At 50.0% G+C, this 1,025-nt stretch carries 1 protein-coding gene; it reads left to right on the forward strand.

Annotation, left to right across the window (positions count from 1 at the left end; translation table 11 throughout):
- Positions 1 to 1,025 (forward strand): hybrid sensor histidine kinase/response regulator (locus tag R8O70_RS26365; RefSeq protein WP_318184605.1); only part of this gene is annotated, 1,025 nt, incomplete at both ends.

Below are 1,025 nucleotides of genomic sequence, written 5' to 3' on the forward strand. Positions count from 1 at the left end.
AATCGAAATCACGTTTTTTAGCGGCCGTGAGTCACGACTTGATGCAGCCGCTCAATGCCGCCCGTTTGTTTGCGTCTTCACTTTCTGAAGTAGCCAAAGACAGCGAAACCCGCAAGTTGTCGGCACACATCGAAAGTGCGTTAGGCGCGGCGGAAGATTTGATCGGAGATTTGCTGGATATTTCGCGTTTGGAATCGGGTAAGTTGGAAGTCAATGTGCATGGCTTCGCGGTCAACGATGTTCTGGCGAACCTCAATGCGGAATTCAGCGCATTGGCCAAACAACAGGGGATCGAGTTCACTATGATCCCATCTTCTCTAATGGTGAAATCGGACCCTAAATTGTTGCGCCGTGTGGTGCAGAATTTCCTCACCAATGCCTTTCGTTACAGCCCAAATGGTAAAGTCGCGCTGGGAGTGCGCCGAGTTCAAGGGCGTGTGCGCATTGATGTGTGGGATAACGGCATGGGCATCGAGGAAGAAAAACAGCAGGAAATTTTCGAAGAGTTTAATCGCGGAACGCAAGTGCGCTCCGATCAAGGTTTGGGATTAGGCTTGGCGATTTCCAAAGGGATTGCGCAGGTGTTGGGGCACGAAATTTCAATGCGTTCGTGGTTTGGCAAAGGCAGCGTGTTCTCGATAACCTTGGATAAGGCTCGTCACGTTCAGCCACACCCTGCGAAAGTCGAGACCAGTCCTCAATCTGAGTTGTGCCACTTGCGAATTTTGTGTGTCGATAACGAACCTGACATTTTGGTCGGAATGGAAAATCTGCTCTCTCGTTGGGGGTGCGACATACGTGTTGCGACGGATCTCGTCGAAAGTTTACAAGCGCTCGAAGGCGATTGGGTGCCAGACGTCATTTTTTCTGATTATCGATTGGATAATGGACGTACGGGGTTAGAAGTGTTGCAACAGTGTCGTTTGCGTCTGGGGAATCGTTTTGAAGGGGTGATCATCAGTGCTGACCGTACTGACGATATGATGGAAGGCATCAAAGCGAACGGTTTCAGCTTTATTGCCAAA

Origin of the sequence: Vibrio sp. 779(2023), from assembly GCF_033344285.1 — a bacterium.
GTDB lineage: Bacteria > Pseudomonadota > Gammaproteobacteria > Enterobacterales > Vibrionaceae > Vibrio > Vibrio alginolyticus.